This window comes from uncultured Brachyspira sp. (genome assembly GCF_944390595.1).
Taxonomy (GTDB): domain Bacteria; phylum Spirochaetota; class Brachyspiria; order Brachyspirales; family Brachyspiraceae; genus Brachyspira.
The window spans coordinates 25,269-47,495 of record NZ_CALXRN010000197.1 but is presented as its reverse complement, the minus strand read 5'-3'; the positions used below and the strand labels follow the sequence as shown (position 1 = coordinate 47,495).

19 protein-coding genes and 1 pseudogene are annotated in these 22,227 nt (G+C 26.5%); 15 read left to right on the top strand and 5 right to left on the bottom strand.

All coding sequences use genetic code 11. The features are described from left to right. Positions 1–15: 15 nt before the first annotated feature. The 7 genes and pseudogenes from Q0J90_RS14740 to dnaJ all read left to right on the top strand — a co-directional run bounded on the left by Q0J90_RS14740 (position 16) and on the right by dnaJ (position 5,231). A pseudogene (locus tag Q0J90_RS14740) lies at positions 16–279 on the top strand (ankyrin repeat domain-containing protein). Positions 280–338: 59 nt separating this feature from the next. Next, entirely contained in the window at positions 339–1,199 is an 861-nt protein-coding gene (locus Q0J90_RS12030) for an Rpn family recombination-promoting nuclease/putative transposase (protein WP_297278142.1), read from the top strand. Positions 1,200–1,226: 27 nt separating this feature from the next. Then, a complete protein-coding gene (locus Q0J90_RS12025; RefSeq protein ID WP_297278141.1) occupies positions 1,227–2,045 on the top strand; it encodes an ankyrin repeat domain-containing protein in 819 nt (272 codons plus the stop codon). A gap of 23 nt (positions 2,046–2,068) precedes the next feature. Beyond that, positions 2,069–2,890: an ankyrin repeat domain-containing protein gene (locus tag Q0J90_RS12020; RefSeq protein WP_297278140.1), complete on the top strand. Its 822-nt coding sequence runs from the start codon at positions 2,069–2,071 to the stop codon at positions 2,888–2,890. Between the two features lie 148 nt (positions 2,891–3,038). Further along, the gene (locus Q0J90_RS12015; RefSeq protein WP_297278139.1) at positions 3,039–3,728 is read left to right on the top strand and encodes a YoaK family protein; all 690 of its coding nucleotides are present in this window, start codon (positions 3,039–3,041) and stop codon (positions 3,726–3,728) included. Positions 3,729–3,739: 11 nt separating this feature from the next. After that, positions 3,740–4,036 carry a DnaJ domain-containing protein gene (locus Q0J90_RS12010; RefSeq protein ID WP_297278138.1) on the top strand — a complete coding sequence of 99 codons (297 nt, stop codon included), beginning with the start codon at positions 3,740–3,742 and terminating at the stop codon, positions 4,034–4,036. A gap of 64 nt (positions 4,037–4,100) precedes the next feature. Further along, complete coding sequence (gene dnaJ, locus Q0J90_RS12005) at positions 4,101–5,231, top strand: molecular chaperone DnaJ (protein ID WP_297278137.1); 1,131 nt, start codon at positions 4,101–4,103, stop codon at positions 5,229–5,231. Positions 5,232–5,235: 4 nt separating this feature from the next. Here dnaJ and Q0J90_RS12000 read toward each other — a convergent pair whose 3' ends face one another. After that, on the bottom strand, positions 5,236–6,324 hold the full coding sequence (locus tag Q0J90_RS12000; protein ID WP_297278136.1) for a glycosyltransferase: 1,089 nt from the start codon (positions 6,322–6,324) through the stop codon (positions 5,236–5,238). 89 nt (positions 6,325–6,413) lie between these two features. Between Q0J90_RS12000 and Q0J90_RS11995 the strand changes: the two genes are divergently transcribed. Further along, positions 6,414–9,158 (top strand): tetratricopeptide repeat protein, encoded by a 2,745-nt coding sequence (locus tag Q0J90_RS11995; RefSeq protein ID WP_297278135.1) that lies wholly within the window; start codon positions 6,414–6,416, stop codon positions 9,156–9,158. Positions 9,159–9,163: 5 nt separating this feature from the next. Here the strand turns inward: Q0J90_RS11995 and Q0J90_RS11990 are convergent, their stop codons facing one another. The 3 genes from Q0J90_RS11990 to Q0J90_RS11980 all read right to left on the bottom strand — a co-directional run bounded on the left by Q0J90_RS11990 (position 9,164) and on the right by Q0J90_RS11980 (position 11,318). Then, positions 9,164–9,976, bottom strand: a complete 813-nt coding sequence (locus tag Q0J90_RS11990) for a pyridoxamine kinase (RefSeq protein ID WP_297278134.1) — start codon at positions 9,974–9,976, stop codon at positions 9,164–9,166. 2 nt (positions 9,977–9,978) lie between these two features. Beyond that, positions 9,979–10,203 (bottom strand): hypothetical protein, encoded by a 225-nt coding sequence (locus tag Q0J90_RS11985; RefSeq protein WP_297278133.1) that lies wholly within the window; start codon positions 10,201–10,203, stop codon positions 9,979–9,981. Between the two features lie 122 nt (positions 10,204–10,325). After that, positions 10,326–11,318: a hypothetical protein gene (locus tag Q0J90_RS11980; RefSeq protein WP_297278132.1), complete on the bottom strand. Its 993-nt coding sequence runs from the start codon at positions 11,316–11,318 to the stop codon at positions 10,326–10,328. 520 nt (positions 11,319–11,838) lie between these two features. Between Q0J90_RS11980 and Q0J90_RS11975 the strand changes: the two genes are divergently transcribed. The 5 genes from Q0J90_RS11975 to Q0J90_RS11955 all read left to right on the top strand — a co-directional run bounded on the left by Q0J90_RS11975 (position 11,839) and on the right by Q0J90_RS11955 (position 17,538). Next, positions 11,839–14,478, top strand: a complete 2,640-nt coding sequence (locus tag Q0J90_RS11975; protein ID WP_297278131.1) for a calcium-translocating P-type ATPase, PMCA-type — start codon at positions 11,839–11,841, stop codon at positions 14,476–14,478. An 82-nt stretch (positions 14,479–14,560) separates the two neighbouring features. Continuing rightward, complete coding sequence (locus Q0J90_RS11970) at positions 14,561–15,964, top strand: tetratricopeptide repeat protein (protein WP_297278130.1); 1,404 nt, start codon at positions 14,561–14,563, stop codon at positions 15,962–15,964. A 93-nt stretch (positions 15,965–16,057) separates the two neighbouring features. Then, positions 16,058–16,642 (top strand): RlmE family RNA methyltransferase, encoded by a 585-nt coding sequence (locus Q0J90_RS11965; RefSeq protein ID WP_297278129.1) that lies wholly within the window; start codon positions 16,058–16,060, stop codon positions 16,640–16,642. Positions 16,643–16,653: 11 nt separating this feature from the next. Then, entirely contained in the window at positions 16,654–17,079 is a 426-nt protein-coding gene (locus tag Q0J90_RS11960; RefSeq protein WP_297278128.1) for a SoxR reducing system RseC family protein, read from the top strand. Positions 17,080–17,082: 3 nt separating this feature from the next. Then, positions 17,083–17,538, top strand: a complete 456-nt coding sequence (locus Q0J90_RS11955) for a hypothetical protein (protein WP_297278127.1) — start codon at positions 17,083–17,085, stop codon at positions 17,536–17,538. A gap of 4 nt (positions 17,539–17,542) precedes the next feature. Here the strand turns inward: Q0J90_RS11955 and Q0J90_RS11950 are convergent, their stop codons facing one another. Continuing rightward, positions 17,543–19,840, bottom strand: a complete 2,298-nt coding sequence (locus Q0J90_RS11950; RefSeq protein ID WP_297278126.1) for a DUF3536 domain-containing protein — start codon at positions 19,838–19,840, stop codon at positions 17,543–17,545. A gap of 154 nt (positions 19,841–19,994) precedes the next feature. Here Q0J90_RS11950 and Q0J90_RS11945 point away from each other — a divergent pair, with 154 nt between their 5' ends. After that, a complete protein-coding gene (locus Q0J90_RS11945; RefSeq protein WP_297278125.1) occupies positions 19,995–21,506 on the top strand; it encodes a DUF4836 family protein in 1,512 nt (503 codons plus the stop codon). Further along, positions 21,503–22,225: a TlyA family RNA methyltransferase gene (locus Q0J90_RS11940; RefSeq protein WP_297278124.1), complete on the top strand. Its 723-nt coding sequence runs from the start codon at positions 21,503–21,505 to the stop codon at positions 22,223–22,225. The genes Q0J90_RS11945 and Q0J90_RS11940 overlap by 4 nt, the downstream gene beginning before the upstream one ends. Positions 22,226–22,227 lie beyond the last annotated feature (2 nt).

Below are 22,227 nucleotides of genomic sequence, written 5' to 3'. Positions count from 1 at the left end.
AATTGTACAGCTTTGATGGAGGCTTCAAGAAATGGGCATTTAGAAGTAGTAAAACTTTTGATAGATAAAGGAGCTGATGTAAATGCTAAAGATGATTATAATAGAACAGCTTTGATGTTGGCTTCATCTAATGGGCATTTAGAAGTAGTAAAATAATTGCTAGATAAAGGAGCCGATATAAATGCTAAAGATAATGATTGTAAAACAGCTTTGATGTTGGCTTCATATAATGGGTATTTGGAAGTAGCAGAATTTTTAAAAGCTAATGGTGCTAAATAAAAATATATTTACAATTTTAGTTCTTTGACAATTTAGTATAATGTTAGTATAATACTATTATGAATAAGATTAATTTACTTAATGATTTTTTTATACGATATCTTTTGGCCTGCGAAGGTGATGAGGATATATTGGAAAATATAGTTAATTCTGTACTCATAAATATTGGATTTGATACTGTTCATAATTTGGAAATAATAAACCCTTACAATATTAAAGATAATCAATATCTAAAAGAATCTATTTTAGATGTAAAGGCTAAAACTAGAGATAATAAAAAAATTATTATAGAGTTTCAGCTTTTTGGAAATATTGATTTTCTAAAGAGGATTTATTATTATATATCCAAAAATATAGCTTTAGAATTAAAGTCAAATGAAGCTTATAAAGATATTAGCAAAATAATCAGCATAAATTTTTTGAATTTTAATTTAAATTTTGATGATTTTGGTAAAGAGCATAGATGTTTTAAATTAATTGATACTAATAATCATAATATAAGTTTAGATATGGTTCAAATACATTTAATAGAGATAAAAAGATTTAAAAAAATATTAGAAAAATTAAACATTGAAGATATAAAGAAAAATAAATTACTTTCTTGGATAGAGTTTTTTACATCAAGTGATTTAAATAAAATAAAAAATAAACTTAAGGAGGAAAATTATATTATGAGTAAGGTTATAGAAAAATATGATATATTTACTTCCGATGAAGAGACTATGCAGATGTATAATGCTAGGGAGGCTTTTTTATACGGTCAGGAAATAATGCTAAAAAGAGAAAGAGAAGAAGGCATAAAAGAAGGTATAGAAAAAGAAAAATATGATTTAGCTAAAAATATGAAGAATGAAAATCTTGATATAAATTTGATAAGCAAAATAACAGGTTTAAGTACAGAAGAAATTTCTAAGTTGTGATTTTATAATTAGTTTTTATTTTTTATTATGAATAGGAAATTATTAGAAGCCATTAAAAATAATGATTTTGAAAAAGTTAAATTTTTAATATCATCTGGATATGATATCAATACAGAAGATGACTATTATAAAACGCCTTTGATGTATGCTTCAGAAAATGGCTGTTTGAACATAGTTAAATATTTAATTGATAACGGTGCAAATGTTAATACAAAAGATTATTATTATAAAACAGCTTTAACTTATGCTTCAAAAAACGGAAGTTTAGAAATTGTTAAATTGCTTATAGATAAAGGCACAGAATTTAAAGATGACAGATATGCTTTGATGTATGCTTTAGAAAGCGGGTATTTAGAAATAGTTAAATACTTATTAGAAAAAGGTTATGATGTTTCAAATGACAGGCATGCTTTAAGTTCGGCTGCTAAGAATGGTTATTTAGAAATTGTAAAACTGCTTATAGATAAAGGAGCAGAATTCAAAAATGACAGACATGCTTTGATGTATGCTTCAGAAAATGGGTATTTTGATATAGTTAAATATTTAATAGAATTAGGAACGGATGTTAATATGAGAGATTATTCCTACAGAACTGCTTTGCTGTACTCTGCAGGAAGCGGACACTTAAATATAGTAAAATATCTAGTTTCACAAGGAGCAGATATAAATATAATGGGGGATAAATATGGAATAACACCTTTAAGTAATGCTGCAAGGAATGGACATTTAGAGGTTGTTAAATATTTAATAGAAAAAGGTGCTGATATAAAAAATGATAGGCATGCTTTTAGTGATGCATCAAAAAATGGGCATTTAGAAATAGTTAATCTTTTGAAAAATTATTGATAATTAAATTTTTGGAAATATATATGGAATTATTAGAAGCAGCAAAAAAAGGAGATTTCAGCAAAGTAAAACATTTAATAGAATCCGGATGCGATGTTAATTATGAGGATAAAGACGGGTATACAGCTTTGATTTTTGCTTCTTTTAATGGGCATTTAGAAATAGTTAAATTGTTAATAGCAAAAGGTGCTGATATAAATAAAGAAGACAGAGACTGCAGAATGGCTTTGGATTATGCTTCTTTAAATGGACATTTAGATGTATTGAAACTTTTGATAGATAACGGAGCTTTTATTAAAGATAATTATGCTTTAGTTTATGCTTCAGAGAATGGGCATTTAGAAATAGTTAAATTATTAATAGAAAAAGGTGCTGATATAAAAGATAGTTATGTTTTAAGTTATGCTTCATTGGGAGGGCATTTAGATATAGTTAAATATTTAGTAGAGCAAGGAGCCGATGTTAAAAATAGTTATGCTTTGATATCTGCTTCACAGAATGGCGGCTTAGATATAATTAAATATTTAGTAGAAAGAGGAGCTGATATTAATAAAGAGGATACATCTTCCAGAACAGCTTTAATATATGCTTGTGCAAATGGTAATTTAGATGCTGCTGAATATTTAATAGAAAAAGGTGCTGATATTAATAAAGCAAATACAGACGGAAGAACAGCCTTGATGTATGCTTGTGCAAATGGCTATTTAGAAGTTGTAAAATATTTAATATGTAAAGGAGTTAATATTAATAAAAAGGACATAGATAATAAAACAGCCTTTAATTATGCTTTAGAATTTGGAAGCAGTGAAATTTCTGAATTATTAAAATCTAATGGAGCTGAATAATTAAAAATATATTTTAAATTTGATCTTTTATTATTTTTTATATATAAAAAATACTGAATTATAAATTTATATAAGCTAAAATATATTATAATATTTCTAAAAATATATTTTTGTGTTATAATATTTAGCAATAATAAATGGGTTAAAAGTGAAAAATAGTATAATTGCTTTTATAAAAAGAAAAAATGAATCAATGCATACAACTGAAACTATATATGTAGCTTCAATACTTACTTTAGTTGGCGGTTTTGTTGATGCTTATACTTATATTACCAGGGACGGAGTATTTGCTTATGCTCAAACTGGCAATATGATATTTTTTGCTATGCATTTTGCAAAGAAAGAATTTATGGATACTATGCATTACTTAATACCTATTTCTGTTTTTGTTGTTGGTATTTGGACTGCTTTATATATAAAAAAAGTTTTAAATAAAAAGAAGTTAATGGAATTAGAATATGTTATTATACTAATGGCTGCTGTTATACTTTTTATAGTTGGTTTTTTACATAAAGGTGTTTCAAATATTGTAGTTGTTAGTGTTATATCATTTATGTCAGCAACTTTGATGATAACTTTCAATAAGGTTGAAGGTCTTGCTTATGTTACTAATATGTGTACAGGTAATTTAAAATCGGCCTCAGATAATTTATTTAGATTTTTATTTAATAGAGATAAGGCAGGTTTAAAAAATGGACTTATATATTTAACAATTCTATTTTCATTTACCTTTGGAGCTTTTTTAGGAAGTTTTTTTACTAATATGTTTGGTATTAGGTCTATATGGATTGCTTCCGGATTATTATTAGTTGTTGAAAGTTTGATGTTTTTTGATTAAGAGGTATATTTATGAATAATAAAAAAGATTATTATAAAATACTTAATGTTAATATATTTTCTAATATTGAAAGTATAAAAAAATCTTATAGAGAATTAGCTATGAAATATCATCCGGATAGAAATTCTGGTAATATAGAGGCAGAAGAAAAATTTAAAGATATAACTGAGGCTTATGAAATATTATCTGATGAAAAAAAGCGTATGGAATATAATTTAAAATATTTAGCTAATAGTAAATATTTTATTGGAGGTTTGGCCGTACTTGGTCTTGGTTTAGGTTTGATTTTTACTAAAAGCAAAAAATAAATTATTGAGAATATTTTATATATTTTCATTTTGTATAGAGTAAATTTATATGAGGATATAATAAATGGCAGAAAAAAGAGATTATTACGAAGTTTTGGGAGTTGCAAAAACAGCTACTAGTGATGAAATAAAGAAAGCATATAGAAAATTAGCTATGCAGTACCATCCAGATAGGAATCCTGGTAATAAAGAGGCAGAAGAGAAATTCAAAGAAGCTACAGAAGCCTATGAAATATTATCTGATGAAAAGAAACGTGCTCAGTATGATCAATTTGGTTTCCAAGGAGTTCATAGCGATTTTGCTGATGCTTATGGAAGAGGCGGTTTTGACTTTTCATCAATGTTTGGTGGAAGCGGCGGATTTGGAGATTTGGATGATATATTCAGTTCATTCTTTGGAGGCGGATTTTCAGGCAGAGGTTCAAGATCGCAAAGGCGCGGCAATGATTTAAGACATGATGTAACACTTTCATTGGAAGATGCTGTATTCGGCAAAAAAATGGAAATAAAGCTGGATAAAAAAGATATTTGCGATGTTTGTCATGGAACAGGGGCAGAACCTGGAACTAAAACTCAAACTTGTCCTACTTGCGGCGGAAGCGGAGAGGTTAGAATGGCACAAGGATTCTTCAGTGTTAGAAGAACTTGCAGCAGATGTAACGGCAGCGGTTCTATAGTAACTACTCCTTGTAAAAATTGTAAAGGTTCCGGTACAGTTAAGAAAAATAAAACTATATCTGTTAATATACCTAAAGGAATTGATGATAATACTCAGCTTAGAATAAGCGGTGAAGGCGAGGCAATAGGAGGCGGTGTTTCGGGAGATTTATATTTATATATACATGTTTCCCCGCATCAGTATTTTGTTAGAGACGGTATAGACTTAATAACTGAGGTTGGAATAAATGTTGTTCAGGCTGCATTAGGTACTGACATTTATATACAGACTTTGGATAAAAAGAAAGTGAAAATAAAAATACCTGCAGGTACAAACAGCGGACAGGTATTTAAATTAAAAGGAAGCGGTGCTACTCATATTAACAGATCCGGAAGGGGAGATTTATTTGTTGTTGTTAATATTGATGTTCCTGATAAATTATCTTCTGAGGAGAAAAGATTATTTAATGAACTTAAAAAGGTTATGCCTAATAATGATGAACCTGTTTTAAGAAAACCAAATAAAAATAATTGGTAAATAATTAATTATTGCTTGATGAATAATTATTTATTAATTCTAATATTTCATTAGAATTTTGATTATAATTGGCTGATGACATAAATACTTCATAAGTTTTTTTGTTTTCAGCCATTTTTTTTATTTTTGATATTATTGAAATTGGATTTTTTGAATTATATATTAAAGCATTCTTTCCGTCATCAGCAATTTCGGCAGATGAACTTTTTTCATCTATTATAGGCAATGTTTTATAGTGCCAAGCAGAAACTAATTCTGTATAAAAAGAATCATTAGTATCATGTATTATTATGGCTTTTGAATTTTCTATTTCATTTGCTATCTTTGAATTATCATCTTCTTCTATAAAGTCAACGTATTGTTCTATATTCAATTTCTTTATATTTTTTATTATATCTTTATTGTATCCTACTATTTTTAATCTATATACATCATCACTTTCTTTTAAATATTGAGCATAAGCGGATGTACACTTGAATATACTTTCTTCATTATTATAAAAAATAATAATATTTTTTTCTTTTTCTTTATGCTGCTTATTATTAAGAAATATATATGGTGAAAAATAAGGATATATAACTTCTATGTTTTTTATATTTTTGTGTAAATACAATATTTTCTCTTTTACTTTATTGCTTCCGCATATTATAATGTCTATATTTGATGTATGCTCATAATCTAATTTTCTTAAAACTTTATCAGTTAATTTATTTTGCTCTATATTATTATCATAAAAATATAAATGATTTTGGAACTTTAATGCATACCAAACTATTATAGGTGCTTTACCTCTATTTTTTTTTATTAATATATTTTTAGTCATAGATGCTATTATATTCATTGGAAAATCAACAGCTATAATTGCATCTGCATTTTCAGACATTTTTGCAATATCATTTGCAGATTTTTTTAATAATAATGTGGATAAATGTTTTCTAGTTATATATGCTGGAAAATTTTTAGAAAATGATTTTGAAAATACAGTAACTCTTATACCTGATTTATAAAAATGTTCAATTATATTTAAAATAAATTGATTTGATTTGTTTTTTATATTTCCTATATTAGATGCTAAAATAATAATTTCTTTCACTTTTACATACTCTTTACATTTTTAATTATTATAAGTAAAATATAGCAAATCCAATTCCGATATTATTGGTAATAAGAAAGGAATTTATTATGAAATTTATAAAAGTATTACTTATAATTGTTACATTATATGTTTCGGCATATTCCAGAGATATTTTACAATATCATAAAGTTATGTCAGATAGAAATTTAAATATATCTTTAGATAGCATAAATATAAAAAAAGAAAATAAAATAAATATTGATGAGGAAGGAAATTTTATACTAAATAGGGAATTAAATAAAGCTAAAAAATTAATAGAAGAAGGTAAATTTTTTGATGCTATAATTTTATGCAATGATTTAGAAAGTAATTATTCAAACTATTATGATATATATTATACAAGAGGATTAGCTTATTATAGGAATGCAGATTTATACTATGCTTCATTAGATTTTACAAAATTATTAACATTATACATAGATGAAGACAGTTATGACAGAGTTTATAGTTTAGTTGGGAATTTTTTTGAGACTATTAATGAATATGAAGAAACTTTAAAAACTTATGTAACAGCATATAAAACTTCAAATAATCCTAAATGGCTTTTTTTAGCCGGTAATGCTGCTTTAATCAATGGCGATATAAAAAGCGGAAATTATTATTTTGATTTATGTAAAAAATCAGGTTATGGTTATGAGGGTTTGGGTGATATAGATTTAATTAATAATCAATATGATAATGCTATAGCCAACTATAATAATGCTGCATATTCAAGTCAAGATGATATGATTAGAATACAGAGTAAAATATCAAATGCTAACATAAAGAAAGAAATATATGCATGGAATTTAAGCATAGAAAAAAAAGATTATACTAATGCTTTAGATATTTTAAACAAAATATCATCTTATTCATTGCAGTACCCGGAAATATCAGTAGCTCTAGGTAAAACATATTTTAATATTGGAGATTATGCAAAAGCAAAATCCATATTGACAAAATTAATTTCTATAGAAAAAGATTTTGATGAAGCTTATGCTATTTTAGCACAAATATATTTATATGAAAACAATGAAACAGCAGCTGTAAAGATATTAGAAACAGGATTAGAATATTCGTATTATAAACCTAGACTTTATGAAACTTTTGCTGTTATGCTTTATGAAGCAGGATATAGCTATTATCCGGATAAAATAATATCTCAAATAGTGGATATGTATGATATTTCAGATGAGAATAAACTTTATTATAGTAAAAACTTAATATTTAAAAAAGAATATGATAAAGCTGAAAAGTTATTAAAAGAAGTTACATTGTACGAAACTCAGGCAGAGGAATTAATTAAAAGCATAGAATATAATAAGATATTAGACAAGGTTTATGAATTAAAATCTAAAAATTATTATGTTGATATTATGCAGTTATTGTCTTTGAAAACATTTACAGGAGTAGAAGAACAGTTAAGGATAGGATATATAGCTGATGCCTATTATCAATTAGGTTCTATTGACAAAGCTATAGAAATATTAAAAGAGCTTTTTAATGCTAATAATATAAGTATTAATAATGTTTTACTTTTAAGAAAATTATTAGAAATTAGAGCATCCAGCAAACAAACATCTCAGTATCAAAAAGAAAGAGATTTTATAGATATAAAAGCGACAGAGTATTGGGAAGAAGAATTAAAACTGCATACAGAATTAATTACTGATAGAATATATGATTTTGCAAGATTTAATCAATATGATGAAGCTTTGGCTTATATAGCTGATTTAAAAAATAAAAATTATGATGTAGCATATATTAAAAAAATAGAATCTATAACTTACGGACTTTATGCTGCTTATTTATATGAAAACAAGGAGTATGATAATGCAAGTAAAACAATTGCATTAGCTGTAAGAAGAAATAGAAATAATTATGATGCTGCTGCAATAAGAAAAGAAATGGAAATTGATTCATATTTAAACTCTATTGGTTCTTATGATAATACAAGTGCTTATGTAAAATTGTCAAGTACAATGAAAGAGATTATAAGAATTGCTCCTGCTTATATTGAGAATAGAATTAAATTAGCAGAAAGCTATATTAAAGAATATAATATAGATGGATTTTATATAATTAATAATATTTGTAATTATATTAATGTTAATGGAGGAAAGGATTTATTACTAGGAAGAATATATAATAAATCTTCTTTGTATGCTTATTCTCTATTATCTTATAACAGGGCTTCAAAATATTTAAAAGTTAATCCTATATATAAAGCAGAAAGTGAAATTAATTTGAATAATAATATATCTTCTGATGAACTTTCTAATTTTGTTAATGATAATATAAAATATCCTGACGGACTTTACGCAGCAGCAAAGCTATATACTAAAATTGGTAATTACAATGAAGCAATAAATGTAATAAATAATGCAATAGCTCTTGATAAAAATATTAATTATATTTATCAGAGAGGATATATAAATGAACTTATGGGAAAAACAAGAGATGCATTAAATACTTATGAATATATAGTAAAAACAAGAAAAAATTATGCTGCGGCAAATTATAGAGCTTCTTTAGTTTATCTTAATAATTTTAAAGATTATAAAAATGCTGAAATTTATGCTTTAAATTATTTAGAATTAGTTCCAGATGACTGCAGCGGATATAAATTATTAGGCGATATTTATAAATTTAGGGCCGAAAGCTATATAGATAAAAACACTAATAATTTACTTAAAGAAGCTTTAAATTATTATCAGACAGCATTATCCAAAGCAGTATGGGGAAAAGATTTGAATACTAGAAAAGAATTGATAGAAAATATAGAATATATACAGAATAAATTATTAGAATGATAGTTTTAAAAAAGTAAATTCAATCTTTTTTCTATTGAGATTCCGTATAATCTGTCATCATTATCTTTAACAGAAGCATATACTGAATCATATAAAAATTTAGTAGCTTTTTCAAGAGAATCTTCTATTTTGTTTCCTTGCAAAATATATCCAAGTAATGAAGAACCAAAAGCATCTCCTGTACCTGGTATGCTTATATTAATTTTTGGATAATAACTTGTAATTATATTGTTATTTTCAAAACATAAACATCCTATTTTATCATCTTTTACAACACTTGTAACTATTACTGTTTTAGGTCCCATTTTAGAAAGCTCTTCAGCCATTTCTTTAACTTCTTCTTCACTATATGATTTAGAAGTATCTTTATCTAATAAAACTGACAATTCAGTAATATTTGGTGTTACTATATCTGCATATTTAATTATATTCCTCATATAGTTTACATGTTCATAAGACATTGAAGGATACAGTTTTCCATTATCTCCAAGTATAGGGTCTATTAATATGGTATTAATATCAAAACTTTTTATTATGTCTATTACAATATCAGGCTGTTTTCCGGAAGCAATCCATCCTACATAAAAAGCATCAAATTTAGGATTTCTAATTTTTAATTCTCCTACAATTTTTTCTAATTGTTCAGTTAAATTAAATGCACAAAATGATTCAAAGGCTGTATGGTTAGAAAGAAGTACACTAACAAGAGGAGAAACTTTAATTCCAAAATATGATAATATAGGAATATTTACAGTAAGAGATGCCTTACCATAAGAACATAAATCATTTAAAAGCAATACATTTAAGTCTTTTTTCATTTTTATTTAAATATTATAAGAGATTTGCTGTCAGCAAGAACTTTATAACCAGCTATTCTAGCGAAATATGAAAACTCATCAAGAGAAATATTATATCTATCTTCTATTTCTTCTTTAGTTACTTTCATTTTCTTACTCCCAGTCATGAACGATTGAAGTTCAAATCCGGAAGTACCATATTTTCTCTCAATTTCTTTTTGAAATGGATTTTTTTTAACTTTTTTCATTTATTTCTCCAAAAAGAATTTTACCCTGTTTTGCAATAATTTATAACATATAATCGATTTTTTTTCAATTATTTTAACAAAAATATTAAATTAACAAATACTATATAATATTATATATATACTTATTTTTTAGTCAATACAGATTTGCTTCCATCTGGAGTTGTATATGTTACAGTTTGTTTATCAGCAGAAAATACAAATTTATGCTCTTTCGTAGGATATCTTGAAGAATATTGATATACAATTAAAGTATTTCCTGACATAACAGGTGTTCCGGAAGTTACTCCTGTTATTGTTACTTTAGAAGAAGATACTGTTAAAGTTGTGCTTCCTTCTGAATATGTACCATTATATGGAGTGAATATATCATATTTTTTTAATTTTTCATATTGTAATTGATTGTTGATCCATGTATTACCAAATATTAATTTATTATTATAGAAGTGTAAATCCTGCTTGCTCGTAGTTCCGCCTGACTGAGTATATGATATTGTTAATATATTTCCATTATAATAATCTTTTGAATATTTTATATTAAAATTATTGTCAATATAAACCTGACCATTTCCATCAATAAGTATATAATATTTTTTTGTATTATCATAATCATAATAATAATAATTTCCTGTTTCGCTGGCTAAAGAAGTTATTGGCTCTCCTAATTCATAATCATATCCTGGCTGAGAGGAATAAGAATCCTTATGAAATATTGCATTGGCAAAAAGATATATATTTCCATCAGGACCAAAATTAAAGGTAAACATTTCATCATTCATTTCATATCCTGCTCCAGTTGGACTAGATTTTCCTTCTATGTATATTTGAAGTTTAGTTCCAAATAATGTTCTAATTGCATTTATTTGAGTACCATATCCGCTGTATATTTCAGTACCTTCAATTCTATATCTCATATCAAGACTTCCGTCTTCATAAGTTGCATAGTAAATACCATTACGCTGTTCTAAAAATCTATTTATTGTTGCTTGATCTGTAATAGCTGTATCCGGATGTATAAGACTTCCGTCTCCAACATTTAATTCGCTTGGATCTGTTATTGATGCTGAACAAGATAATATAAACAACATAAAAGATATTATCATAGAATTCTTAATCATTAATTTTCTCCTAACTAATTATTGTTTCTGTATCAAAATATATTATTTGTTAGGAAATTATAAGAGTTGCTACATATACAGCATACAATAATTACCTTAATTTGCGGTCTTATATAAAAATGATATATCAAGAGTATAAAAAATCAATACAATATATATACTTTTTTAGAATTATATTACACTAATAATAAAATTTAGTACATTATTTATATATTTTTTTACATTAGAAGTTTTTTTATAAAATAAAAATATTTTTTCTTGACATTATTTTTACTATATGATATTATATGCAACGTAATAAAGTTCATAATCAAATACTCATGAGGGAGTAGTTGACGTAATTTAGTTTACGTGGCAAAGTCAACATCGCAGCTCTTAAATTATTAGAGTTTGGCTAGCCTTAATTAATGAGACTCAGGTATAAATAAACTTTTAAAGTATTTTAATGCTTTGATAGTTTATTTATGCATGAGTCTTTTTTTATGCACTTTTTATAAAATAATTAAATGAGAGGTAAATAATGAACAGTTTTTTAGGAAGCAAAAATGACATTATAAAAGAACTTAATGTTGACCCTAAAATCGGTTTAACCCAGGAAGGGCAAAAGTTAAGTTTGGAAAAATATGGGGCTAATAGTTTTACTAAAGAAAAAGGTGCTACTCTAATTCAAAAAATATTAGAGTCATTAAAAGAACCTATGATATTAATGCTGATATTTGCAGGTATTATTGCTATTGGTGTTAATACTGTTGCTTATTTTAATGGAGGTCATGCTGATTTTTTAGAGTGTTTGGGAATATTTTTGGCTATAAGTTTATCTATAACAATTACTATAGTTATGGAAGGTAAAAGTGCGAAAGCATTTGAAGCATTAAATAGTATCAACGAAGATATTAAAGTTAAAGTTATAAGAGAAGGTAAGGTAGAAATAATAAATCAAAAAGATTTACTTGTAGGAGACATTGCTTTTATAGAAACAGGCAACAAACTTCCAGCTGACGGAAGATTGCTTGAAACAGTATCTCTTAATATTGATGAATCTGCTTTAACAGGTGAAAGCGAACCGGTTGAAAAAGATGCCGAAGCAGTATTGACTGATGAAAAAACTCCAGTTGCTGAAAGAGTAAATATGGCTTATTCCGGATCATTTGTTACAACAGGAAATGGAAAAATGATAGTTACATCAGTTGGAGATGCAACTGAATTTGGTAAAATAGCAAGAGAGTTATCTAAGACTAAAACTACTACAACACCTTTGCAGGAAAAATTAGCTCAGTTAGGTAAAAGAATAGCTATGTTCGGTATCACTGCTGCAGCTATAGTATTTATAATTCAAGTAATTAATTTTATTAGAACAGGTAATGCTAATTTTACAACTATCTCAGAGGCATTTATTACAAGTATAGTTTTGATAGTTGCTTCTGTACCTGAAGGTTTGCCTACAATAGTTGCTGTTTCTCTTTCTATTAATATTATAAAAATGGCTAGACAGAATGCATTAGTAAAGAAAATGGTTGCTTGTGAGACTATAGGAAGTGTTAATGTTATTTGTTCTGATAAAACAGGTACTCTTACAGAAAACAAAATGACATTAAATAAATTATTTGCTAATGGTGAATATATAGAGCCTGAAAATATAAAGAATGAAAAAATTATAAAAAACTTTGCTATCAATTCTACTGCTGATGTTGATTATAAAGACGGACAAGCTAAATTTTTAGGTAATCCTACAGAATGTGCATTGCTTGTTGCTGCAAGTAAGTCTAATTATAATTATAAAGAAATAAGAGAAAAATCAAAAACTATATATGAATATCCTTTCTCATCAGATACTAAAAACATGACAACTGTTGCTAAAATAGATAATGAAACTATTGTATTTACTAAAGGAAGCCCTGAAAAAATAATGGCTATGTGCAGTATAAGTGCTGATGAGAAAAAAGGCATTGAAGAAGCGATAGAGAAATTCCAAAATGAAGCTAAGCGTGTAATAGCATTTGCTCATAAAGTAGTTGATGATAATGTTGAAAATGTCAGAGAAAAATTAGAAAGTAATATGATATATGACGGCTTTGTTGCTATATCAGACCCAGTAAGAAAAGAGGTTTATGATGCTGTTGAACAATGCAGAAGTGCCGGAATAAATATAAAAATGCTTACAGGTGATAATATAGTTACAGCTACTGCAATAGCCAGAGAATTAAAAATACTTAATGAAAACAGCATTGTACTTGAAGCTAAAGATATCGATGCTATGGATGATAATACATTGAAGCAGAATTTAAGTAAGATATCAGTTATAGCAAGAAGTACTCCTACAGTAAAAATGCGTGTTGTTAATGCTATAAAAGAAATGGGTAATGTTGTTGCTGTTACAGGCGATGGTATAAATGATGCTCCTGCTATTAAGAATGCCGATGTTGGAGTTGCTATGGGTATAACAGGTACGGAAGTTTCAAAAGAGGCTAGCGATATAGTTCTTCTTGACGACTCTTTTGCTACTATTGTTAAAGCTGTTCAATGGGGAAGAGGTATATATGATAATTTCCAAAGATTTATACAATTCCAGCTTACAGTTAACTTGGCTTCTGTAGTAGTGGTTCTTATATCTACATTAACAGGATTTAAATCTCCATTTTCTGCAATACAGTTATTATGGATAAATATCATTATGGACGGACCTCCTGCCATTGCTTTAGGACTTGAGCCTATAAGAGATAATTTAATGAAAAGAATGCCTACAAAAAGAAATGCAAGCATTGTAACTAAAAAGATGATATTTAAAATAGTATTTTCAGCTACTATTATGATTATATTATTCATGCTTCAAAGCAAATTGAATATACTTAAAGTTGCTGAAGCAGAACAGGCTACAGTTTTATTTGCTATGTTTGTAATGTTCCAGATATTCAATTCCTTCAATAACAGAGAATTAGGATTTGACAGTGTATTTAAGTATTTCTTGAATAACAAATTAATGCTTTTAAGTATGGGCGGAACTTTTATATTACAAATATTGGTAACTCAGTATGCCGGAGGATTTTTCAATACTGTTCCTTTAAGTTTCAATACATGGATAAAGATTATTGGAATTTCTTTAATAGTTATATTAGCTGCTGAGATTTTTAAGGTATTTGTAAGATTAATAGCAAGAAAATAAACTATAAAAAATTATTTTAATTTATTGAAAATAATTCCGAATTTATATATAGTATATTAAATTAAGAGTTAAAGAATAGAGTATGAATAATATTTACATTATAGTATTTTTATGTGTATTTGTTACACTGTTATTAATAGTTAAAAAGTTTTTATTTGGGGCTTTGAATAAAAAAGGTTCAGATATGGACAAGGTTAATAAATTTTTATCTGAAGGTAAAAATGATTTAGCCTTGTTAAAACTTAAAGATATATTATCAAAAGATAAGGCTGGTATAAAAAGAGCTAAACTTCATACTATGATAGGTAATTGTTATGCTAGTATGGAAGAATATTCTTTTGCAATAGTAGAATACAGACATGCCATAGATGACGGAGATGATTCTCCTGAAACTGTATTATCATTGGCTAGAGCATTAAATAAAATAGATAGAAAAGGAGAAGCTTTAGCACAATATCTTACATTATTAAAGCTTGATGAATATAAATTAGTAGTATCATCTGAGATTGGTATTATTTATTATGAAAATAGACAGTATGATACAGCAATAAAATACTTTGATGAGGCTTTAGATATTCAATCTAATGATCCGGAAGCTTTGAAATACAAGGCTTTTTGTTTTGTCAATCTTGGTAATTATAATGATGCTATATCTATAATGAATAATATATTAAAAAAGAATCAGGACGATGTACTGCTAAATTATAATTTGGGAAGAGCATATAAAGGAAGAGAAGATTATAAAAATGCAATTAGATATTATACTGTTTCATCTAAAGATAAAGAATATGCTGTTAAATCTTTATATGAGATTGGTTTATGCTATATAAAATTAAATAATATGGAAATGGCTATAAGTACTTTAGAGAATGCTATAAATCATGAAAGTTATGATAAGGATTTGAATTTATCTATACTTTATACTTTATCAGAATGCTATGATACAGTAGGTAATGTTAATAAATCTATAGAAATATTGGAAGGTATTATAGTAATAGATCCTAATTATAAGGATGCTAATGAAAAATTAAATACTTACAAAGAATCTAAATATAGTGAAAACATTAAAAAGTTCTTTAAATTGGAAGGGGATGAATTTGTAAATTATGCTTTAAAAATAGTATCATCTTTGGGTCTTATACCATATTCTGTTAAGATTACAGATAAAAAATACCTGATAGTATTTTCTAAAGAAGGAAAAGGCGTGCATTCTCCTAAGAAGATAGTATATTTTAGAACTTTATACAGTCCTATATTTAATGATGAGCTTGTTCAATTATATGAATATGGGGCTCATGCTAATATACCAAATTGTATTTTAATTACATGTGCTATGGTAAGTCCTGATGCTATAAGATATGCTGCTATGTCAAGAATAGATATAGTTGGCATAAAAAGATTAGAGAATTTGGTTGAAAAAGCAGCTCTTACTAATTTGCCTGTAGGAGTAACAAAAACAGAAGAAAAACTTAATTGGGTATTGTAAAATAATATAAATTATTTATTATTTCGTTATTACAGCAATAGATAATTATTCTATTGCTTTTTTAATATTTTAATAGGAATATTTTATAATTAGATGAAAAAAGTACAAGATTTTTATTTTAAGAAAGCTAAAGAGGAAAATTATAAAGCTAGGAGTGTATTCAAAGTAGAAGAAGCTCAGAATAAATTTAAGTTTATAAAATCATCTGATAGGGTATTGGATGTGGGATGTTCTCCTGGATCTTTCAGCCAATATATGCTTAATAAAATATTAAAAAGCGGTTCAGTTGTAGGCGTTGATATACTTCCCAATTCTTTTTCTCATCAGAAATTTACATTTATACTTGGCGATATAAAAGATATGGATTCTTCAACTTTTAATGATATTGAATTTGATGTTGTTGTAAGCGATGCTATGCCTAATACAACTTCAGATAGAGAAACGAATCATTTTAGATCCATTTCTTTATGTAAGGCTATATTTAATTTGGCTAAAGATGTATTAAAGAATGAAGGTAATTTTTTTATAAAAGTATTTGACGGTAAAGATTTAAATGAGTTTAAAAAAGAACTTAGTGAATATTTCGAATCTGTTAATGTATTTAAGCCTAAGAGTTCAAGAGATGAGAGCAGGGAAGTATTTTTATTTTGTAAAAATTTTAGGAAGTTAAATTATTGAGGATATATTATATGAAAAGAGAATTTGCTTTAGTTTTAGAAACATATAATAATATAGCAAAAGTGGAGCTTCAAAGAAGTGCAAGCTGTGACGGATGTACTATATGTTCCAAAGGAAAACCTATTGTATTAAGGGCTTTTAATAAAATAAATGCTCAAAAAGGTGATAATGTTGTTATAGAAGTTGAGGAGTTAAAAAAGGGTACTAATTTTTTTGTATATATTATACCTTTGATTTGTCTTATAATAGGATACTTTATTGGAGAATATATTTCAAAATTTTCTGGTATTAATCATAATTTAGGTCCTATATTTTCTTTTATAATATTTTTTATATATGTCATATTAGGTATTAGAAAACTTAAAAAAGATGATAAAATAATAGCAAATATTATTTGTAAAAATGAAGTTATAGAAAATTTTGAAAATAAAGAGTAAAATATGAAAAAAATAGCAATTACTTTAATAATAATTATTATTTCGGCAGTAATAACATATATTGTTATTTCTAAAAGTAAACCTTATGAAGAATTATATAGTATAGGTGATGATTCTATATCTTCTGTTTATAAGATTACAGGATTAAAAATCCATCCAAGGATAGATGAATTAGAAGAAGGCGAAATTAAAATATTAACATTTGATAATGTAGATGATGTTTTAGTACATAGTGTGAAATATGCTAATTATTTGTGGAAAAATGAAGGATATTATATAACTACTAACTATAATTTTGGAAAAGAACCTGACGGAAGGGTAGAGCTTGCAAAAAACTCGTCTGAATCAGGCAAAGTTATTAGAATAAATGTTGATTGCTATACAAACAATTCATTTACAGTAATATTAAGCCTAATTAACGGCAGTTTGATAATGAAAAACACTAATGAACAAAATTAAAAAATTATATATTATCCATATTAAAATTAAGCCAATATCCAAGTTCTTTGAAGAGATTTTTTTCCTCTTCATTAAAGTTGAGATTTCCTGATTTATATTTTAGTAATATTTTGTAGAATATATTTTCAAAAGTATTTCTATCTATAGGCATATCATTATTAGATAGGAATTTTATATCTCTAAGAAGATCATATATTATTTTTGCATTTCCTGTTTCATATAAATCATTCAAGGCATTTTTTATATTATCTCCGATTAAGCTGGATATACCGCTGTTTGATATAAATATTCCGGCATTTCTTGCATCTTTTAGATTTTCAGAAACCTCATCATAAGCATCTCTGCCGTTATTTATTATTTTTTCTCTAAGTATAGGAGAAGCCATAGCACCCATTATTCTTCTGTAATCATAATCAGGTGTTATATTATTTAAATTAAAGTATGTAAATAATTTTCTGTATTCCGGATAAATTTGATGCATTAAATTATCAAGATTTTTAATATCATCTTTAAATAGACGGTCAGCTAATTTATCTCTTATATCTGAATTCAAATCTTTCAAATACATTGTATAAACAGTGCTTTTATCTAAATTTTCATAAACTTCAGATATTTGAATTTGATTTTTAAACTCATGATTTTCTTGTAAAATATTAACTTTAAAATATATATCAGCTGCTATATTATCTATTAATATTCCTTCTACATAATTATTTTCTATTTTTGTTGATTTAATTTCATGTTTAAAAATATTTATATTTACTTCTCTATATTCACTAGCTATAAGATTAAATATAAAGTGATTTATTACATATATTTTGGTAAATGAATCAACTTTAGCTTCTTTCTCATAAAAATATTTTGCAGTGTGATGTTCTGGTTTATTGCTTATTGATTTTTCAAGTGCTTCTAGGAATTCTTTATGAGCCTCATCAACAAATGTAACATTTTTATCTTTTACAAGCATTCTTGCATAATGGAATGACTGTTCTGCATACTGCATGTTTTTAATAGGTTCAAGTCTTGATACATCTTCAAAGAACCATCCGCATGATGTATATGAGAATAGAGAATATTTATAAGATTCCATTAAAAATATAAATTCTTTAAATGATATATATTTTCTGCATATTTCATATAAATCTTTAGCATCAACATCATTGTATATAGCACGTACATATTCTTCTCTTAAAGAATTTTTTGTTTCATCTGTAAAATCCAAGAAAGTTTTAAATAATTTATCCTGCATTTTTCTTAATATATCAAATGCATCTCTTAAAGGACCTCTCCAAGATAAATCGCATCCGTCCCATCCTCCGCATCCGCAATTGCTTCTCCACCTTTCAACTCCATGAGAGCAACTCCAAGAAGTACCTCTTCCTCCTGTACCTTCATGAAGTATAACTTCCTCAGCAGGAGGAAACATATTCAAATAATATTCATAATTTATAGGAGTAATTCCATCATAAACAACATTTTCCTTGAAATATCTTGCCAAACACATATCAGCAAAAGGTTCATGGTGTCCGTAGCTTTCACCGTCTGTAGCTATATTTACAAGTCTTCTTTCTCCATAAGCATTTCTTATTCTTTCTGCAAGTTTGTCTGAAGATGTAAGCAGATGCTGAAAAGCTATATCATTTGATATATAAGGATCATAAAAAAATACAATTATTTTTTTTCCGTTATGTCCGTATAACCAATAAGGTTTGGAAGTATCAATTTTACCTCCGGACACATCTAAAGTTTGTATATTTTTAACATAATGTGCTTGATAAGGGGATAATATTGTAAATTTTACTCCGCAGTCATATAAAGCATCAACAACATCTAAATTAATAGCAGTTTCTGAAAGCCATATTCCGCTGGATTTTCTTCCAAAATATTTTTCAAAGTTATATAGCCCCCATTTTATTTGCACTCTCATATCTTCTTTTTTTGCAAGAGGAAGTATTATATGATTATAAACTTGTGCAATGGCATTACCATATCCAAGTCTCTGTATGCTTTTTTTATCTGCTTCTATTATACGTTCTAGTAAATCTTCTCTTGTTTTTGCTATATAATCTAATAATGTAGGTCCGAAATTAAAACTAATATATTCATAATTATTAGACATATCTACAATTCTTCCATATCCGTCTAATATTCTGGAATATGCATTAGGACTGTAGCATTCATTTGTTATTCTTTCATTCCAATCATGAGATGGAGCCGCACTTGTTTCCTTTTGTATCTCTCCTAAAAATGGATTTTCTCTTGGAGGCTGATAGAAATGTCCGTGCAGTATCAAGTATCTCATAATTATACTTCCTAAAACTAAAATACCCTATGATTATAAATAATTTATTTTTATTTGCAAGGATTTTTTACATTTATATGTATGTTTTTTAATGCTTGACTTTTAATTACAGTCTAATATAATATATAATATTGTTTTTAAGGAGTCTCTTATTATGAAGAGAGTGGTATTAATAGCATTATCATTTTTATTGATATTGTGTAATTTTATTTATGCTGTAGATAAAAAATATATACCTAGTAATGCTGACAGCGTTGTTTCTTTTAATGCCAATACTTTAGCGGAGAAGGCAGAAGTTAATTTACAAAAAGTATTAAATATTTTTTTTATGCAAGAATATGCAGATAAATATTTAGAATATAGAGATGATCCTTTTGTTGCTGAGGTTATGACCAATAAATTAAATGATTATATAGATTTTTCTAAAACTTCAAGAATAGTTTTCTTCAATGGTTATCAGCAAATGTCTATAATATTAGATGTAAAAAACATTACTGAATTAGATAAATTGATGATAAAGATGGCAAGTCAAGAGGATAAATTGGTATCTGTTACAGATAAAGCCGTTTATAAGTATTTAGCCTTAGATGATTATAATTTAATTTCATGGAATAATGATATATTTACAATTACTGTAAAATTGAAAGATAACTATTGGTATAATGAAGAATTAGATAAAGAATATATTACTTCTATAGCAAATTATATATTTTTTAATAATACACCATTAGAAGATGAAAAATTTATCTCTTTAGAAAAAGGAAAGAATGATTGTCATGTTTGGTGTAATTTATCTTTATTATCTGATGATAACAGCGATTTTGCTAAATTCCTTCTTGGAAGAAGTTACGATAGTGTATCAAGAGATGGTTATAAAGATGCTATATTAACTGCAAAAATTAATTTCAATAAAGGAAATGCTGATATTGTAGTTGATAGTTATACTCCTAATTATCCTTATGATACATCTTTATTGAAAAAGCAGTTAGCTGATAATATATACTCCTTTGTTAATGGTGAAAATAACTATGGGTTCTTTTCATTAGCATTTAATAGTAAAGAATTGGCAAATTACCTTAGAAATGTTATAGGAGATATTAGTAATTTTCCTATTAAGAAAGAATTAGCTGAACTTGAGGAATATGGAATAGACGTATATAAATTTATAGAGCTTTTAGGCGGTGATATATTTATGTCTGTTTGGGATATGCCTTCTTCAGAAGTTGATCAAACACCTGCTATACTTGTTTCTGCTTCTATAACTGACAGTGATACTGTAAAAATTATATTAGAAGCTTTAGCTAAAGATTCTTCTAATGATATCTATACTATAGAAGGATATTTCTGTTTTATAAAGGATTCTATTCTTTATATGAGTAATAATGAAGAAGTTGTTAATTCTATAGTTAATGGAGAGCTTCCTTCAAAATCTTTGAGTAATGATAAATTAAATATAGCAAAAAAGAATGAGATGGCATTATATCTTGAGTTTAGTCCAAATTTAGATTTGTATGGTATAGATGAGTATTCTGAATCTTTAGAGTCAGTATATTTTACTTCTAATATTTTAGAAAATAATCATAGTCAGATGATATTAAAAATAAATACTAGAGATAAGCAAAAAAATTCTCTTACTGTTATTAAATCTTTCCTAAATTTAGAATGAGACTAGATGAATATATACATAACAATGGATATACAGAAAGCAGATCTAAGGCACAGGATATAATACTTGCAGGATGCGTATTCGTAAACGGTGTTAAAGTAACTTCTAAAGCACAAAAGATAAAAGATACAGATATTATAGAAGTTATTCTAAATAGAAAATATGTATCTAGGGCTGGTGATAAACTAGATAAGGCATTTTCATTTTTTAATATATCTGTAGAAAATAAAATATGTTTGGATATAGGAGCATCTACCGGAGGGTTTACTGACTGCCTTCTTCAGCATGGAGCTAAGAAAGTTTATGCATTAGATGTAGGTCATAATCAGCTTGTTTATAAACTTAGAAATGATAATAGGGTAGTATCAATAGAAGATTTTAATGCCAAAGATATTAAAAGAGAAATGTTTAATGATGAAATACCAAGTGTTATTGTAAGCGATGTTTCTTTTATTTCAGTATCTAAAATTGCTCCAATTATATATAAAGAATTATATGATTTAGAATTTTGGGTTAGTTTGATAAAACCTCAGTTTGAGGCCGAAAAGGGAGATGTCTCAAAAGGAGGTATAATTAAAGACGATATTTTGAGAGATAAAATTCTAAATAATGCAATAGAAAGAATAATAAAATGCGGATTTAAAGAGATTAATAGAACAGTATCTCCGATAAAAGGTTCAAAAGGAAATATAGAATATTTATCACATTTTATTATATGAAT

Excerpts from the sequence above, each read along its gene's own strand:
- Q0J90_RS11970 (WP_297278130.1), top strand. The coding sequence starts at position 14,561 with ATGAATAATATTTACATTATAGTATTTTTATGTGTATTTGTTACACTG.
- Q0J90_RS11990 (WP_297278134.1), bottom strand. The coding sequence starts at position 9,976 with ATGAAAAAAGACTTAAATGTATTGCTTTTAAATGATTTATGTTCTTAT.
- Q0J90_RS11960 (WP_297278128.1), top strand. The coding sequence starts at position 16,654 with ATGAAAAGAGAATTTGCTTTAGTTTTAGAAACATATAATAATATAGCA.
- Q0J90_RS12020 (WP_297278140.1), top strand. The coding sequence starts at position 2,069 with ATGGAATTATTAGAAGCAGCAAAAAAAGGAGATTTCAGCAAAGTAAAA.
- dnaJ (WP_297278137.1), top strand. The coding sequence starts at position 4,101 with ATGGCAGAAAAAAGAGATTATTACGAAGTTTTGGGAGTTGCAAAAACA.
- Q0J90_RS11945 (WP_297278125.1), top strand. The coding sequence starts at position 19,995 with ATGAAGAGAGTGGTATTAATAGCATTATCATTTTTATTGATATTGTGT.
- Q0J90_RS11940 (WP_297278124.1), top strand. The coding sequence starts at position 21,503 with ATGAGACTAGATGAATATATACATAACAATGGATATACAGAAAGCAGA.
- Q0J90_RS11975 (WP_297278131.1), top strand. The coding sequence starts at position 11,839 with ATGAACAGTTTTTTAGGAAGCAAAAATGACATTATAAAAGAACTTAAT.
- Q0J90_RS11985 (WP_297278133.1), bottom strand. The coding sequence starts at position 10,203 with ATGAAAAAAGTTAAAAAAAATCCATTTCAAAAAGAAATTGAGAGAAAA.
- Q0J90_RS11965 (WP_297278129.1), top strand. The coding sequence starts at position 16,058 with ATGAAAAAAGTACAAGATTTTTATTTTAAGAAAGCTAAAGAGGAAAAT.
- Q0J90_RS11980 (WP_297278132.1), bottom strand. The coding sequence starts at position 11,318 with ATGATTAAGAATTCTATGATAATATCTTTTATGTTGTTTATATTATCT.
- Q0J90_RS12025 (WP_297278141.1), top strand. The coding sequence starts at position 1,227 with ATGAATAGGAAATTATTAGAAGCCATTAAAAATAATGATTTTGAAAAA.
- Q0J90_RS12030 (WP_297278142.1), top strand. The coding sequence starts at position 339 with ATGAATAAGATTAATTTACTTAATGATTTTTTTATACGATATCTTTTG.
- Q0J90_RS11955 (WP_297278127.1), top strand. The coding sequence starts at position 17,083 with ATGAAAAAAATAGCAATTACTTTAATAATAATTATTATTTCGGCAGTA.
- Q0J90_RS12010 (WP_297278138.1), top strand. The coding sequence starts at position 3,740 with ATGAATAATAAAAAAGATTATTATAAAATACTTAATGTTAATATATTT.
- Q0J90_RS11950 (WP_297278126.1), bottom strand. The coding sequence starts at position 19,840 with ATGAGATACTTGATACTGCACGGACATTTCTATCAGCCTCCAAGAGAA.
- Q0J90_RS11995 (WP_297278135.1), top strand. The coding sequence starts at position 6,414 with ATGAAATTTATAAAAGTATTACTTATAATTGTTACATTATATGTTTCG.